We start from the raw sequence: 14,769 nt of genomic DNA on the forward strand, positions 1-14,769 counted from the left end.
TCAATGCATCAGGCAGCCCGCTGCGCCGCCGCCGGATCACGCCACTGTGCCAGCAGCTTGTTCCAGCGGATGCGAGCAGCCGCCAAGTTGGCTTCCTTCACATGGCCGAAGCCGCGGATGTCTTCCGGCAGGCGTGCCAGTTCCACCGCTTGGGCCAGCTTCTGCGCGGTCAGCCCCTTCACGAGTTCTTCCACCAGCGCCCGGTATTCGCCGATCAGCGCGCGCTCGGTGCGGCGCTCTTCAGTCTTGCCGAAGATGTCGAGCGCCGTGCCGCGCAGGCCCTTGAGCTTGGCGAGCAGCTTGAAGATGCGCATCGTGTTCGGGCCGAAGCGTTGCTTGATCAGATGCCCCTTCTCGTCGCGCTTGGCCGTCATCGGCGGCGCGAGCCAGAAGTTGAGCTGGTAGTCGCGGCCTGGCTCGCCTTCAAACTGCGCGCGCAGCTTGTCGAGGAAGGCTGGGTCGGTGTACAGGCGCGCGACTTCGTATTCGTCCTTGTACGCCATCAGCTTCGACAGGTTGCGCGCCACGGCTTCGGTGAGCGCCAGCGGCTGGTTGGCTCCGACGACTGCGGTTTCAGCCGTGCGCACGCGCTCGACCACCGAGCGGAACTCTGCAGCGTACGCCGCGTTCTGGTACGCAGTCAGCAGATCGACGCGACGGGCGATCAGCGTGTCCAGCGAGGGCAGGGCGATCACATCCGCCTTGGCACGCGGCGCGCCGTCGGCCAGCATCATCACGGCATCGCGGTCGTGCGCAAGGTGACGGCCCCATTCAAATGCGGCCTTGTTCTTGTCGACCGCCACGCCGTTCAGTTCGATGGCGCGGATGAGCGCGTCGTGCGTGAGCGGAATCCAGCCCTTTTGCCAGGCAAAGCCCAGCACCAGCGGGTTGGTGTAGATCGCGTCGCCAAGCAGGCGCACGGCCAGCGCGCTGGCGTCTTCAAACGCGCAGGCGTCGCCCACGGCGGCGCGAATGTCCGCTTCAGCCGAGCTGCCCGGGAAGCGCCAGTTCGGGTTCTTGATGAAGTCGGCCGTCGGCGTAGCGGCGCTGTTGACGATGGCGCGCGTCTGGCCGTGCTGCACCTTGGAGAGCACCTCGTCGGAGGCGGAGACGATCTCGTCGCAGCCGATTACCAGGTCCGCCTCGCCCATGGCAATGCGCGTCGCGTGAATGCTGTCCGGACGTTCGCCGATCTGCACGTGCGAGAGCACTGCGCCGCCCTTCTGCGCCAGGCCCGCCATGTCGAGCACGGTCACGCCCTTGCCCTCGATGTGCGCCGCCATGCCCAGCAGGCCGCCGATGGTCACCACGCCCGTGCCGCCCACGCCCGTCACCAGCACGCCGTATGCGCGCTGGATGGCGGGCAGTTCGGGGTGCGGCAGCAGCGGCAGGCTGTCGGTCGACACGCCGCGCGACTCGGGCTTGCGCACCTGCGCGCCTTCAGCCGTCACAAAGCTCGGGCAGAAGCCGTTCACGCACGAGAAATCCTTGTTGCACGACGACTGGTTGATCTTGCGCTTGGTGCCCAGCTCCGTGTCCAGCGGCTCGACCGACAGGCAGTTCGACTTGACCGAGCAATCGCCGCAGCCTTCGCACACCGCGTCGTTGATGAACGCGCGGCGTGCCGGATCGGCCATCGTGCCGCGCTTGCGGCGGCGACGTTTCTCGGTGGCGCAGGTCTGGTCGTAGATCAGCACGCTGGTGCCCTGTACCTCGCGCAGTTCGCGCTGGATGGCATCGAGGCGGTCGCGGTGGTGCACGGTCACGCCTTCGGGCAGCTTGATGGCCGCGTTGTACTTCTCCGGCTCGTCCGTGACGATGACGATGCGCGACGTGCCTTCGGCATGCACCTGCGCGGCAATCTGCGGCACCGACAGCGGGCCGTCGACCGGCTGGCCGCCCGTCATGGCGACAGCGTCGTTATAGAGCAGCTTGTAGGTGATGTTCACCTTGGCCGCGATGGAGGCGCGAATCGCCAGCAGGCCCGAGTGGTAGTACGTGCCGTCGCCCAGGTTGGCGAACACGTGCTTGTCGCCCGAGAACGGCATCTGGCCGATCCACGCCACGCCTTCGCCGCCCATCTGGCTGAAGGTGTCGGTGCGGCGGTCCATCCACACGGTCATGTAATGGCAGCCGATGCCGGCCAGCGCGCGCGAGCCTTCGGGCACGTTGGTCGACGTGTTGTGCGGGCAGCCCGAGCAAAACCACGGCTTGCGCTCGGCGGTGATGCGCGGCTTGGCCAGCGCCTTTTCCTTCGCGGTGATGATGGCCAGGCGCGCTTCAATGCGGGCGCGCACGTCGGAAGGCAGCTCGAACTTCTCCAGGCGCGTGGCGATGGCGCGGGCGATCAGCGCGGGCGACAGCTCGTAATGCGCCGGCAGCAGCCAGTTGGCCATCGGCACCGACCATTCGCCGCCGGCGTTGTCGCGCTCGTCGAACTTGCCGTACACGCGCGGACGCACGTCGTCGCGGTAGTTGTACAGCTCTTCCTTCAGTTGGTATTCCAGGATCTGGCGCTTCTCTTCCACCACCAGGATCTCTTGCAGCCCCTCGGCAAAGGCGCGCGCGCCGTGGGCTTCGAGCGGCCACACGCAGCCGACCTTGTACAGGCGGATGCCGATGCGGCGGCAGGTTTCCTCATCAAGGCCGAGATCGACCAGCGCCTGACGCACGTCGAGGTATGCCTTGCCGGCGGTCATGATGCCGAAGCGTGCCTGCGGCGAATCGAGCACCACGCGGTCGAGCTTGTTGGCACGCACGTAAGACAGACCCGCGTACCACTTGTAGTCGAGCAGGCGGGCTTCCTGCACCAGCGGCGGATCGGGCCAGCGGATGTTCAGGCCGCCCTGCGGCATGACGAAATCTTCGGGCAGGATGATCTCGGCGCGGTGCGGATCGACGTCCACCGAGGCAGAGGACTCCACCACGTCCGTCACGCACTTCATCGACACCCACAGGCCGGAGTAGCGGCTCATCGCCCAGCCGTGCAGGCCGTAGTCGAGGTATTCCTGCACGTTTGACGGATATAGCACCGGAATGCCGGCCGCCTTGAAGACGTGCTCTGACTGGTGCGCCAGCGTGGACGACTTGCACGCGTGGTCATCACCCGCCAGCACCAGCACCCCGCCGTGCGCAGACGAGCCCGCCGAGTTGGCGTGCTTGAACACGTCGATGGTGCGGTCGACACCCGGCCCCTTGCCGTACCACATGCCGAACACGCCATCGAACTTGGCCGACGGATACAGGTTGACCTGCTGCGAGCCCCAGACCGACGTGGCGGCCAGGTCTTCATTGAGCCCCGCCTGGAAGACGATGTTGTGCCCGGACAGATGCTTCTTGGCCTTCCACAGGGCCTGGTCCAGCGCCCCCAGCGGCGAGCCGCGGTAGCCGGAGATGAAGCCCGCCGTGTTCAGCCCGGCGGCGCGGTCGCGCTCCTGCTGCAGCATCGGCAGACGCACCAGTGCCTGCGTGCCGCTGATGTAGATGCGGCCACGCTCGAGCGTGTACTTGTCGTCCAGGGAAACGGTTTCGAGCGCGCGGCGTAGCGCGTCGTTCAGAGGGGCATTCATGCGTGCTCCGTGTGGGTGTGCCGGGATCGCCGACAGCAGGTCTCTTTTGGTGCCGCCTGCGCCGCTTCTTGTGGAAGCTGACAGACAGCCATGGGTGCGGGCATCGTAGCATTGCGTGACATTCCCAACACCGTGCAACGCAGCAAGAATGGGGGTGGGTTTTCCCGAGGTTGCGGCGCTTTCGGCACAGATGTGGCGCATCGGCCGGACCGACAACGCGGATGCTGCGGTGCAGGCAAATGCGAGAAGGCGAATGCGACGGGCGCGCCATGAATCCGCAAACTTGCGTCAAAAAGCAAAGCCTGCGTCACCTTGCCTCTGGACTTTCCTTGGCAGCGCCGCCATCCTGCGCGGTTCCGTTCAGAGAACCCTTTTTCCCCTTCCCAGGCCATGCTTCACACCCAACACATTCGCGCGCGTCGCCGGCAAGCCTTGCCGGTTGCTTGCACGCGCGTGCGTTGCGGTGCCGCGCATGATCTGCTGCCACCCACGCACGCTGCCCTCCGGCACTTCCTGCTCGCCCGGCTTTCGTAAGCCGTGCGGGGCGTCGCCCATTCGGGCACAACAGCCCCGTACGGCCACTCCCGCTTCTGCCTCGTCTTCAACTCCGGTGCTGGCGCCATGCGCGCCAGCACCGGCACGTCCGCCACTTCCGATTGACCACCGGGTGGCCGGGCGCAGGAACCGCCATGGAACTCACCCAGAATTTCGTCAAGGCCAAGCAGCCTTGCGCGGATGGCTATCGCTGGTACATCCGCAACCGCCGCAACGGCACCGATTACCAACATCTGCTGGACGGCCTCGTGCGCGACGGCCGCGTCTCCGATGCCTGCTGGCTGCTCGACCAGTTCGGCCCGACCGACACCGTGCTCGAAGCCGACGACATCGAGGCCGATGCGCTGGTCTTTGCCGGCACGATCATCGTGCGCGGCGGCATTCACGTCGACACCGTGCTGCGTGCGGGCCAGGCCATCCGCGTGGGTGGTGGTGTGCGTGCGGGCGAGTCCATCATTACCGGCGGTGATCTGGACGCCAAGGGCGGCGTGTATTGCGGCGGCACCGTGGAGGTGAGCGGCGACATCCGCGTTGGCTGGAGCCTGACCGTCACCGGCGCGCTGCATTGTGGCGGCGTCGCGCGAGTGCATCGCGACCTGCATTGCGACGCCAACATCGCCGTGGGGGCCGATCTGCTGATCGGCGAAGCGTTGGCCGCATGCGGCAACGTGCGTTGCGGCAAGGGGCTGCGCGCTGGGGGCGAAGTGATCAGCGAGGCAGCGATCACCACTTTGCAAGGCATGCTTGCCGGCGCCGACCTGCGCGCGGGCACGCATCTCGAAGCCGGCTGGGGCATCAAGGCTGGCGGTGACATCGAAACCGGCGGCGCCATCCGCGCAGGCGAGGGCGTCGAGGCTGGCGGCGCGATTGTTGCCGGGCCGGGCTACGGCATTCACGCCGGCCTGGCCGTGCGCATGGATGATTGGCCTGCCAGCGCCCGCATTCTTGCGGCCGAGCGTCCGGCGCGCCTCGTCAGCGGACACTGGGAGGCCGCATGACCGGCACTCTCCCATTGCCTGCGCTCCGTGCTCTGCCAACGTTGGCGTCGATCACGCAGGCCTTGCGCCAATGGCTGCAGCCACTCGCGCTGCGCATCGACGTTGAGCACGGCAGTGACGATATCGAGCGCGAAATCGACTCGCTGTATGAACGCATGCAGACGCCAGGTTTTGCATTGCACGGCATGACGATCGACGATCGCACGCTGCCCGGTTTCCGGCTGCACACGCGCGAGGCCGATGGCGAGATCTACGTCTATGTCGAAGACGTGGCTGCGCGACGGCTGGCGGGCTATACGGTGTTCAACCGCCTGATCGAGCTGGACAAGCGCGCCGACCGCGTTCTGCGCGCGCCGCACTCCAAGTACGCGGCGGCGTATCAGCGGCGCGGGCTGGCTTCGGCGGTGTACCGGCGCGCGCTTGACGACGGCATGTGCCTGATGAGCGGGGCGCGGCAATCCACCGGCGCGCATGCGCTGTGGCAATCGCTCGCGGCGCGCTATGCCTCAGGGTACGTGGAGGTGCGGGACAAGCGCCTGCGCTACTTGGGCGACCGCGTTGACGCTGACGTGCTCGACGCCCTGCATACGCGGCGCGTGCTGCTGGGCGTGGGCTGGAGCGTGGAGGCCTTGGCTGCGGCCACGAAGATGGCCGTCTGACCGATCCTACGCGGCAACCTGTTCGATCACCCGCCGCATCTGCATGACCAACCCGTCCATCGCCTCGGCCGGCACGTTGCCGTAGCCGAGGACGAAGCCGTTGTATTGCGCGCTCTGCGTGCCCGGCAGGCAGAAGCGAGACAGCGGCCGCAGCACCATCCCCTGCGCGCGGGCAGCAACGGTGACGTCCACGTCCCGCACCGGCGCGTCGAGCCGCGCCGACAGGTGCATGCCCCCCGCGCCGCCCGAAACGGTCACCACACCGCTCAGGTGCGTTTCGAGCGCCGCCTGCAGCGCGTCGCGGCGCTCGCCGTACAGGCGCCGCATGCGCCGCAGGTGCCGCGTGAAATGCCCCGCCTCAATGAACTCCGTCAGCGCGAGCTGTTCAGGTACGCGTCCGCGCAGCATCAGTGCGCCGGCGCTCAGGCGCAGCACGGGCGCCAGCGCTGGCGGCACCACCATGTAGCCCAGGCGCAGCGCCGGAAACAGCATCTTGCTGAAGGTGCCCAGGTAGATCACCGGTGCGTCGGCGGCGAGGCCTTGCACGGCAGACAGTGGCGCGCCGCTGTGGCGGAACTCGCTGTCGTAGTCGTCTTCGATGATCCACGTGCCGGCCGCACGTGCTTGCTGGATCAGCGCGAGCCGCCGCTCCAGGCTCATCACCGCACCCAGCGGGTATTGGTGCGACGGCGTGATGTAGATCAGCTTCGGCGGAGTGTCGCGCCAGTCTTCCGGACGTGGGGCGAGGCCATCTGCGTCGATGCCGATCGGCACCAGCCGCAGGTCGGCGGCCAGCAGGGCGGCGCGTGCGCCGTAGTAGCCGGGGTTCTCGATCCAGGCGGTGTCGCCCGCGTCGGCCAGCGCTCGGGCGCACAAGTCGAGGCTGTTCTGGGTGCCGTCGGTGATGAACACCTGCGCCGCCTCACAGCGTGCACCGCGCGAGACGCGCAGGTATTCCGCCACGGCCTGGCGCAGCGCCACGTTGCCTTCCACCGGGCTGTAGCCGAGCTGGCCGGGGCCGACGCGGCGCCATGCGCGTTCCACGCAGCGCCGCCACTGCGCGAGCGGAAACTCGTCCAGCGCGGGTGTGCCCGGCAGAAACGGCAGCAGGTCGGCCATCTCTCCCCTTGGGCGCTCGAGCCCGGCCACACGGCGCGACAGCGCGGGCGGTGCGGGTGGTGTTTGCGGCGGCTGTGCCGGAGCCTGCTGCCGCCCTTGTTGGAGACCAACATGCGCCACCACAGTGCCTTGCCGCCGGCTGAGCACAAAGCCCTCCGCCGCCAATTGCTCGTACGCATACAGCACCGAGTTGCGCGCGATGCCCAGTTCTTCGGCCAGCGTGCGCGACGGCGCCAGTCGCGTGCCTTCCTCGATCTGGCCGCTCAGGATGGCCGCGCGCAGGCAGGCATACAGCCGATGCTGCTGCGAGGTGCGTGTGCCGCTCTCGCCTGTGCCGCGCGCCGCGGTGCGTTCGTAGTTCGACAGCAAGACGCCGTAGTCCATCCTGGCTCCAAGACTCTGCATTTCAGTGGGTCTATGCATGGTGCCACGATTTTTCTATCGTCGGCACATCGATTCCCATCCGGAGCCTTGCCATGACCACAACTGAAACCATCCCGCCCTCCGACCGCACGCGCGTGCGCCGCGTTGCCCGCCGCGGCAGCTACGAACGCGACACGCTGCAAGCCATCCTCGACGAGGCTTACGTCTGCCACATCGCCTTTGCCGACGAGCACGGCGTGCATTGCATCCCGACCGCGTGCTGGCGCAAGGGCAATCACCTCTACATTCATGGTTCCAACGGCAGTCGCATGCTGAAGCTGGCGGGCAGTGGGGCGCAAGTCTGCGTGACCGTCACGCATATCGACGGTCTCGTGCTGGCACGCTCGGCGTTCAATCATTCGATGAACTATCGCTCGGCGGTCATCTACGGCGCGTTCGAAGTCGTGTCCGATGCGCAGAAGCCTGCCGGGCTCGATACCTTCATGGAAGTCCTCGCGCCGGGCCGTTCACAAGAGGCCCGCCCCGGCAACGCCAAGGAGCTTGCCGCCACGACCGTGCTGCGCATTCCGCTGGATGAGGCTGCGTGCAAAGTGCGCACGGGTGGTCCGAAGGATGATGCTGAAGACCTCGCCTTGCCGGTGTGGGCCGGCGTGCTGCCGATGGCGCTGCTGCCGCTGCCGCCCGTGGTAGACGCCGCGCCTGCAGGTACGCCTGACTACGTGCGGGAGTGGAAGGACACTGCGCGTGCGCCGGTGGTGGGCGCGGTAATGTCGTGAGGGCCGCGGGGAGCTAGTTGGTTTTGTTTTTTTGTTTGTGGTGCATCCCTTGTTTCATCCCCTGCCGGGGCTGACTCACTTTTTTTGGTCTTGCCCAAAGAAAGTAAGCAAAGAAATGCGCGCCCGAGATGGCGACCCACTCCTTGAATTTATGTCGCAGGGAGGGGAAGGGAAAAACTCGCTGCGCTCAGACAGTTTCCCTTCCTTTTTCCTCCCTGCAACAGAAATTCAAGGCGCCATCTAGGGCAGGGAAAGTCAAAAGACAAAAGCCGCACCATCTGGGCCCAAGCCCAAACGACAAAGGCCAACCGCGCGATGGGTTGGCCTTTCTCTTTTGACGTTGAAGCCTTTGATGGCGCCTTGAATTTTCGTAAGCAGGCGGAAAAGAGGTGGGGAACTGTCTGAGCGCAGCGAGTTTTCCCCGCCTCCGCCCGGTTACGCAAATTCAAGGAATCTTTCGCCATCTCGGGCGCGCCTTTCTTTTGCTTACTTTTCTTTGGCAAGACAAAGAAAAGTAGGTCGTGCCCGGGAGGGTACGAAACACTGATGGACCACCAGCAAAAAACTCAGTGCACCAACTGATTGATCTCAATAATCGGCATCAACACCGCCAACACGATCAACAACACCACCACCCCCATCGTCAGAATCAGCGCCGGCTCCAGCAAGCCAGTGAGGAACAACGTCCGGCGCTCCAACTCCTGCGCCTCGCCCTGCGCAGCCCGCTCCAACATCGCAGGCAGATTGCCCGTCGCCTCACCCGAGCGGATCAAGTGCACCAGCACAGGGGGAAACTGATTCTGCGCCGCCAATGCCCGGGCCAGCGATGTCCCTTCCCGCACGCGCGTGGAAGCATCCTCAACATTGGTCTTGAGCGCGACGTTGTTCAGCGTCTCGCCCGCCGCCTGCAGCCCACGCAGAATCGGCACACCGGCACTGGTCAGAATCGCCAGCGTGCTCGCAAACCGCGCGGTGTTGTAACCGCGGACGAGCTTGCCGAACAGCGGTGCGGTCAGCAGCCACCTGTGCCACGACAACCGCAGCGCTGGCTGCTTGAGCAGGTTGCGGATCAACAAGCCGAGTGCGACGAGCACGATCGCCGCCAGCCACCCCCAGTTGCGCACGAAGTCCGACAGCCACAGCATCACGATGGTGAGCGTCGGCAGCTTCTGCTTGGTGTTGGCAAACACGCTCACCACCTGCGGTACCACGTACGACAGCAGGAAGATCACGATGGCAAACGCCACCACTGTGACGATGGCGGGGTACGTGAAGGCCAGCTTGATCTTGGAGGTAAGGGCGTTGCGGCTCTCGATGTAGTCGGCCAGGCGCGAGAGCACGAGGCCCAGGTTGCCCGAATGCTCGCCGGCGGAAACGAGCGCGCGGTAGATGTCCGGAAAATCCTTCGGATGCTGCGCGAGCGCCACCGACAGCGAACTGCCGCCCACCACCTCGGCGCGAATGGACGCAAGCAGCTCGCCTACGTAAGCGCGCTCGGCCTGATCGGCTAGCGCGGCCAGCGCTTCGTCCAGCGGCAGACCAGCCACCAGCAGGCTGGCGAGCTGGCGCGTGACCAGCGCATTTTCCTGGGCGGAGAGCCGCTTGCCGAAGCTTGACCCGCCGCGCTTGGTGGCTTGCGCGCCCAGCGCATCGACCACCAGCGGCGTGAGCCCGCGGGCGCGCAGCACGGTGCGCGCCTGGCGCGCGCTGTCGGCTTCGATGACGCCTTTGTCGGTCTTGCCGGCGGCGTCGGCGGCTTCGTAGCGGAAGGCTGGCATGGTTGTCCGCTATCCGTTCAATCGCGCGTCACGCGCAGCACTTCTTCCAGCGACGTGGCGCCTGTGTCGATCCATCGCTGCGCATCCATCCGCATGGTCTGCATGCCCTGGCCGATGGCGAAGGCCTTGATCTCGGACTCGGCGGCCTGGCGGTGGATCATGGTCTGGATCTCGGGCGTGACGGTCAGCAGTTCGTACACGCCGGTCCGGCCCTGGTAGCCCGAATTGCCGCAGCGCTCGCAGCCGACGTGGTGCCACACCGAGCGCTGCGCCGGAACGGCATGCGGATTGCCGTTGTCGACCGGCGTGCCTGCCACGGCTTCGATCTCGGTCGGCGTGAGTTCCAGGACTTCCTCGCGGCGGCAATGCACGCACAGGCGACGCACCAGCCGCTGCGCCAGCACGCCCAGCAGCGACGACGACAGCAGGAACGGCTCGATCCCCATGTCGATCAGGCGCGTGACGGCCGAGGCCGAATCGTTGGTGTGCAGCGTCGCCAGCACCAAGTGACCGGTGAGCGAGGCCTGCACGGCAATCTGCGCTGTTTCCAGGTCACGGATTTCCCCGATCATCACCACGTCCGGGTCCTGGCGCAGGATGGCGCGCAGGGCCTTGGCGAAGGTCATGTCGATCTTCGGGTTGACCTGCGTCTGGCCGATGCCGTCGAGGTCGTATTCGATCGGGTCTTCCACCGTCATGATGTTGGTGGAAGCTGAATCGAGCCGGGACAGCGCCGCATACAGCGTGGTCGTCTTACCGGAGCCAGTCGGACCCGTGACGAGCACAATGCCGTGCGGCTGGTTGATCAGATGGTCGAAGCGTGCCAGCGTGCCGGCACCCATGCCAAGCTTGCTGAGGTCCAGTCGGCCGGCTTCCTTGTCAAGCAGACGCAGCACCGCGCGCTCGCCGTGGCCGGTGGGCAACGTGGAGACGCGCACGTCCACCGGGCGCCCGCCCACACGCAGCGTGATGCGGCCATCTTGCGGCAGGCGTTTCTCGGCGATGTCGAGCTGCGCCATGATCTTGATGCGCGAGATGAGGGCGCCGTGCAGCGCCTTCTTCGGGCGCACCACGTCGCGCAGCGTGCCGTCCACGCGAAAGCGCACGACGGACGCATTCTCGAAAGGCTCAATGTGGATGTCCGATGCGCCCTCGCGCGCGGCCTGCGTGAGCAGCGCGTTGATCATGCGGATGATCGGTGCGTCGTCTTCGGATTCGAGCAGGTCTTCCACGGCGGGAATGTCCTGCATCAGGCGCGAAAGATCGACTTCGCCTTCGACTTCGCCCACCACTTGGGCGGCGCTGCCGTCTTGCGCGTTGTAAGCCGTTTGCGTGGCGGTGGAGAGCGCCGCGGCGTCCAGCGTTACCAGATGCAACGCGCCGAACACGCGGGCGAGTTCGGCCAGCGCCGTGCGCGAGGTCTCGGGGCACACCCACACTTCCAGCGTGTCGACGTCCTGCCGGGCGACGAGCAGCTTGGCGTCACGCGCGAACGCGTACGGCACCAGCCGCACAGCCGATTGCGAGGGCGGCTCAAGCGTGCGCGCGTCGGTGGTGGGGGCTTGCGTTGCCATGGTTCTATCCTTCGCTGCCTGAGCTGCTTCAGCCACCATTGCGCGGCGCGTTACCGTCGTAGCCGCCCGAGGTGGGCGGCGCGAAGTTCTGCAGGCGCGGCTGGCTGCGCGTGGTGCCTTGCGGCATCGGCATCGGCGCGCCCGGAGGCACTTGCACGCCCGGTGCGCCTTGCGGCACGACCGACACATCACCGTAGTTCTGCGCCGGGCGCACGCTCTCTGGCGCGGGCAGCACCGGCGTGTCTTTGTCGGAGGTGGTCGGCAGCATGTTGGGCGAGACAAAACCCTGCTGCGTCTCACGCATGTAGTTGTAGCGGTTGTCCGACAGCATGCTCGTTGCTTCAGCCGTGCGCAGGATGATCGGGCGCAGGAATACCAGCAGGTTGGTCTTCTTGCGCGTTTTGGTCTCGGAGCGGAACAGCGCACCCAGGATGGGGATGTCGCCCAGGCCCGGCACCTTCTGCTCGCCGTCCTGATAGTTGTCTTCCAGCAGGCCGCCGAGCACGACGATCTGGCCGTCGTTGGCCAGCACATTGGTCTCGATCGAGCGCACGTTGGTGGTTGGGCCCTGCGTGGCGTTCTGCGTGCCGTTCACCACGGCGGACGATTCTTGGAAGATCTGCATCTTCACCAGCCCGCCGTCGGTGATCTGCGGCTTGACCCGCAGCGTGATGCCGACGTCCTTGCGATCGAACGTCTGGAACGGTGTGACCGATGCTGCGGTGCCCGTCTGTGCATATGAGCCGGTGGTGATCGGCACGTTCTGGCCGATCAGGATCTTGGCCTCTTCGTTGTCGAGCGTGATCAGGTTAGGTGTAGACAGCACGTTGACCGAGCCGTCCGAGCCCAGTGCCGAAAGAATCGCACCCAGGCCCGTGGCCTTGTTGAACACGCCAAAGTTGCCGCCGTTGAGCTGGCCGACGTTGCCTCCAAGCGAGCTGATTGCTGTCTGTGCGGCCGAACTGCCGATGCCGCCCGAAGTGATGGTGGCGATCGTGCCAGCCAGCGAGAGCAGGTTGCCCGCGCCGGAGCCGAAGTTGGTGCCGCCACCGCCAAAGGTGTTCGGCCCGCCCGCGCCCACCATCCACTGGATGCCAAGCTGGGAGGCCTTGTCCGACGTGACTTCGACGATCATCGACTCGATGTAGACCTGAGCGCGGCGCGCATCCAGGTCGTCGATCACGGCGCGCAGGTTGCGATAGACCGGCTCGCTGGCGGTGATGATCAGCGCGTTGGTGGCCGGGTCGGCCTGGATGATGCCGCCGGTGGTCGGCAGGTTGCTCTGCCCGAACGAGGCGCGGAACGACGAATTGCCACTGCCCATGCCGCTACCGCTGCCCGAGCTGCCGCCAGTGTTGCTCTGCGTGCTCTGGTTGTACTGCGTGCCGGTGCCGCCGGTCGGTTGGGCGGTCGCGCCTTGCGCAGCGCTCTGGCCGCCTGGGCCGGTGGATTGCGACGCCGACAGCGTAGCGTCCGCCGCCACGATGGCGCGCAGCGTGGTTGCCAGTTGCACCGCGTTGGCGTTCTTGAGCGGCACCACCCAGATGTTGCCGGGGCGCGCGGCGGGCACGTCCAGCTTGGCGACCAGTTGCTTGGCCTGCGCCAGGCGTGCCGCGCTCGACGCACGGATCATCACGCTGTTCGAGCGCGGCTCGGCCACCACCGACGTGCGCAGGCTCGGGTCCGACAGCGCTGCACCCGCGCCGGCCGCACCGCCTGCGCCCGACGGGTCGAGCAGTTTCTGCAGCGTGGCGGCCACGTCGATGGCCACGGCATTCTTGAGCGGAATCAGCTCGGTCTCGCCGGCGGCCGGGGTATCGATCGAGGCGATGATGCGGCCGATGCGGCGCAGGTTGTCGGCGTAATCGGTAATGACCAGCGTGTTGTTGGCCGGGTATGCGGTGATCGTGTTGTTGGGCGCGATCATCGGCCGCAGCACCGGCACCAGGTTGTTGGCCGATTCATGCTGCAGGCGGAAGACCTGCGTGACGACCTGCTCGCCGCCGCGCGCGCCGGCATTGCCCACCGAGGTGGGCGAGCCCTGCAGCTTGGCGTCGGCCTCGGGCACGACCTTGGTAAAGCCGTTGCCCTCGACGATGGCGTAACCCTGCATGCGCAGGATCGAGCCGAGCGATTCCAGCGCCTGTGCGCGCGTCACCGGCTTCTCGGTGACGAGGTTGACAGTGCCCTTCACGCGCGGGTCGACGATGAAGTTCTTGCCTGTGGCCTGGCCCACGGCCTTGACCACGGAGTCGAGGTCGGCGTTGACGAAATTGAGCGAGACCTCATTGCCCGGATTGCCGGGGTTGCCGCTCTGGGCGGATGCCGCGCTCGGCGGAGCAGCGTAGACGGGCATCGAGCCGGCCACCATCGTTGCGCAGCATGCCAGGACGATGGCGCGAACGGTGAGTCGGGAAGAGGCGTTGTGCATGGTCTCGTTCATGGTTGTCGGCACGCTGGCTCGCGCGCCGGCTTAGGAATCAAAAGCGTAGTCGATAGTGCGACCCGTCGCGCGGGCCCAGCAGGCTCAACAGGCCGATCAGTTGCGGTTCCGACTCCGGCGTGGCGCTCGCCACCCCGTCAAAATGCGCGCCCTGGCCGAGGGTGCCCTGGCCTTGCAGGGATAAGGGGCCGGCTAGCGTCGAGAGCGTCAGTTGAGCGGGCGCAGCGCTCACGCCGCTAAACGACACCACCGCCTGGTAGCTGCCCAGCGGCCGTACCCGGCTGAGGCTGGATGATACCTGCTCAAGCGTGACAGTCAGCGCGCCCTGGACAGTGTCCGGCTGGCCCTTGCCGGGTCCGGAAGCACGCCCGAACTGGCCCGACAGCGGCGTCCATTGCGCACGCAGCCGGCCGTCCAGCTTGAGTGTGTTGAACGGCGCACCGATGCCCTGCAGCAGCGAGGCCGGCAGCGTGACCGCGCCTGCCTCGACCTGCCAGCTGCCAGGCGAAACCGTGAGCGTCACCGGCTGCTCCAGCGCGCGGTCGTGCGTCACGTGCGCACGCAGCGTGCCGGTCAGCAGCGGCAGCATGTCGATCGACCACGACAGCCGCCCGGGCAGCACGGTCGCGTCGGCGCCGCCATTGCCGGCGGTGAGTGCCAGCGTGGCGCTGCCATGCCAGAGACTGCCTTGGCTGTCGGCCAGCAGCACGCGCCGCCCGGTAGCCTGGGCCACGCGCTCGGCGGCCCACGCGGCCGGGTATTGCGACACCACCGTCACCCCCACCGCCAGCAGCGCGGCTCCACCCCAAAGCGCGTACCACAGCAGGCGCCGGCCGAGGCTCGGGCGCTCGGTGTCGGTGCGGCGGCGCAGACGCAGCGGCGGCAGCGATTCGATTCCGATCGGCATGGTGCGA

At 66.7% G+C, this 14,769-nt stretch carries 9 protein-coding genes; 3 read left to right on the forward strand and 6 right to left on the reverse strand.

All coding sequences use genetic code 11. From position 1 onward, the window contains the following. Nucleotides 1-8 precede the first annotated feature (8 nt). Nucleotides 9-3,569, reverse strand: coding sequence for an indolepyruvate ferredoxin oxidoreductase family protein (locus B4F51_RS08430; RefSeq protein ID WP_296224699.1), 3,561 nt, complete (start codon nucleotides 3,567-3,569; stop codon nucleotides 9-11). 689 nt (nucleotides 3,570-4,258) lie between these two features. Here B4F51_RS08430 and B4F51_RS08435 point away from each other — a divergent pair. Both B4F51_RS08435 and B4F51_RS08440 read left to right on the forward strand, forming a co-directional pair. Then, entirely contained in the window at nucleotides 4,259-5,122 is an 864-nt protein-coding gene (locus tag B4F51_RS08435) for a hypothetical protein (RefSeq protein ID WP_296224700.1), read from the forward strand. After that, a complete protein-coding gene (locus tag B4F51_RS08440) occupies nucleotides 5,119-5,781 on the forward strand; it encodes an N-acetyltransferase (protein ID WP_296224702.1) in 663 nt (220 codons plus the stop codon). The genes B4F51_RS08435 and B4F51_RS08440 overlap by 4 nt, the downstream gene beginning before the upstream one ends. Nucleotides 5,782-5,787: 6 nt before the next feature. Here the strand turns inward: B4F51_RS08440 and B4F51_RS08445 are convergent, their stop codons facing one another. Beyond that, on the reverse strand, nucleotides 5,788-7,284 hold the full coding sequence (locus B4F51_RS08445; protein ID WP_296224704.1) for a PLP-dependent aminotransferase family protein: 1,497 nt from the start codon (nucleotides 7,282-7,284) through the stop codon (nucleotides 5,788-5,790). 92 nt (nucleotides 7,285-7,376) lie between these two features. Between B4F51_RS08445 and B4F51_RS08450 the strand changes: the two genes are divergently transcribed. Further along, the gene (locus B4F51_RS08450) at nucleotides 7,377-8,060 is read left to right on the forward strand and encodes a pyridoxamine 5'-phosphate oxidase family protein (RefSeq protein ID WP_296224706.1); all 684 of its coding nucleotides are present in this window, start codon (nucleotides 7,377-7,379) and stop codon (nucleotides 8,058-8,060) included. A gap of 566 nt (nucleotides 8,061-8,626) precedes the next feature. Here the strand turns inward: B4F51_RS08450 and gspF are convergent. Genes gspF through B4F51_RS08470 form a run of 4 tightly spaced genes read right to left on the reverse strand, consistent with a single transcriptional unit; the run spans nucleotide 8,627 to nucleotide 14,762 of the window. After that, a complete protein-coding gene (gspF, locus tag B4F51_RS08455; protein ID WP_296224707.1) occupies nucleotides 8,627-9,838 on the reverse strand; it encodes a type II secretion system inner membrane protein GspF in 1,212 nt (403 codons plus the stop codon). A 17-nt stretch (nucleotides 9,839-9,855) separates the two neighbouring features. Further along, nucleotides 9,856-11,412: a type II secretion system ATPase GspE gene (gspE, locus tag B4F51_RS08460; protein WP_296224709.1), complete on the reverse strand. Its 1,557-nt coding sequence runs from the start codon at nucleotides 11,410-11,412 to the stop codon at nucleotides 9,856-9,858. Nucleotides 11,413-11,440: 28 nt separating this feature from the next. Further along, entirely contained in the window at nucleotides 11,441-13,855 is a 2,415-nt protein-coding gene (gspD, locus tag B4F51_RS08465) for a type II secretion system secretin GspD (RefSeq protein ID WP_296224711.1), read from the reverse strand. A gap of 37 nt (nucleotides 13,856-13,892) precedes the next feature. Next, nucleotides 13,893-14,762, reverse strand: coding sequence for a type II secretion system protein N (locus B4F51_RS08470; RefSeq protein ID WP_296224713.1), 870 nt, complete (start codon nucleotides 14,760-14,762; stop codon nucleotides 13,893-13,895). Between the last annotated feature and the right edge of the window lie 7 nt (nucleotides 14,763-14,769).

Source organism: Ralstonia sp. UBA689 (genome assembly GCF_002298975.1).
Lineage (GTDB): Bacteria > Pseudomonadota > Gammaproteobacteria > Burkholderiales > Burkholderiaceae > Ralstonia.

Bases quoted from the DNA above. Each gene is read 5' to 3' on its own strand.
- B4F51_RS08430 (WP_296224699.1), bottom strand. From the start codon at position 3,569: ATGAATGCCCCTCTGAACGACGCGCTACGCCGCGCGCTCGAAACCGTT.
- B4F51_RS08435 (WP_296224700.1), top strand. From the start codon at position 4,259: ATGGAACTCACCCAGAATTTCGTCAAGGCCAAGCAGCCTTGCGCGGAT.
- B4F51_RS08440 (WP_296224702.1), top strand. From the start codon at position 5,119: ATGACCGGCACTCTCCCATTGCCTGCGCTCCGTGCTCTGCCAACGTTG.
- B4F51_RS08445 (WP_296224704.1), bottom strand. From the start codon at position 7,284: ATGGACTACGGCGTCTTGCTGTCGAACTACGAACGCACCGCGGCGCGC.
- B4F51_RS08450 (WP_296224706.1), top strand. From the start codon at position 7,377: ATGACCACAACTGAAACCATCCCGCCCTCCGACCGCACGCGCGTGCGC.
- gspF (WP_296224707.1), bottom strand. From the start codon at position 9,838: ATGCCAGCCTTCCGCTACGAAGCCGCCGACGCCGCCGGCAAGACCGAC.
- gspE (WP_296224709.1), bottom strand. From the start codon at position 11,412: ATGGCAACGCAAGCCCCCACCACCGACGCGCGCACGCTTGAGCCGCCC.
- gspD (WP_296224711.1), bottom strand. From the start codon at position 13,855: ATGAACGAGACCATGCACAACGCCTCTTCCCGACTCACCGTTCGCGCC.
- B4F51_RS08470 (WP_296224713.1), bottom strand. From the start codon at position 14,762: ATGCCGATCGGAATCGAATCGCTGCCGCCGCTGCGTCTGCGCCGCCGC.